1 rRNA gene is annotated in these 637 nt (G+C 54.8%); it reads left to right on the forward strand.

What is annotated here, in order from left to right:
* Positions 1-637 (forward strand): 23S ribosomal RNA (locus tag OWK27_RS24280); the annotation flags it as partial.

Consider the following 637-nt stretch of genomic DNA (forward strand, 5'->3'; position numbering starts at 1 on the left):
ACCTTGAAATACCACCCTTTAATGGCTGGTGTTCTAACGTAGACCCGTAATCCGGGTTGCGGACAGTGTCTGGTGGGTAGTTTGACTGGGGCGGTCTCCTCCCAAAGAGTAACGGAGGAGCACGAAGGTTGGCTAATCCTGGTCGGACATCAGGAGGTTAGTGCAATGGCATAAGCCAGCTTGACTGCGAGCGTGACGGCGCGAGCAGGTGCGAAAGCAGGTCATAGTGATCCGGTGGTTCTGAATGGAAGGGCCATCGCTCAACGGATAAAAGGTACTCCGGGGATAACAGGCTGATACCGCCCAAGAGTTCATATCGACGGCGGTGTTTGGCACCTCGATGTCGGCTCATCACATCCTGGGGCTGAAGTAGGTCCCAAGGGTATGGCTGTTCGCCATTTAAAGTGGTACGCGAGCTGGGTTTAGAACGTCGTGAGACAGTTCGGTCCCTATCTGCCGTGGGCGCTGGAGAATTGAGGGGGGCTGCTCCTAGTACGAGAGGACCGGAGTGGACGCATCACTGGTGTTCGGGTTGTCATGCCAATGGCACTGCCCGGTAGCTAAATGCGGAAGAGATAAGTGCTGAAAGCATCTAAGCACGAAACTTGCCCCGAGATGAGTTCTCCCTGAGACTTTA

The organism is Enterobacter cloacae complex sp. 2022EL-00788 (assembly GCF_026627565.1).
GTDB lineage: Bacteria > Pseudomonadota > Gammaproteobacteria > Enterobacterales > Enterobacteriaceae > Enterobacter > Enterobacter pasteurii.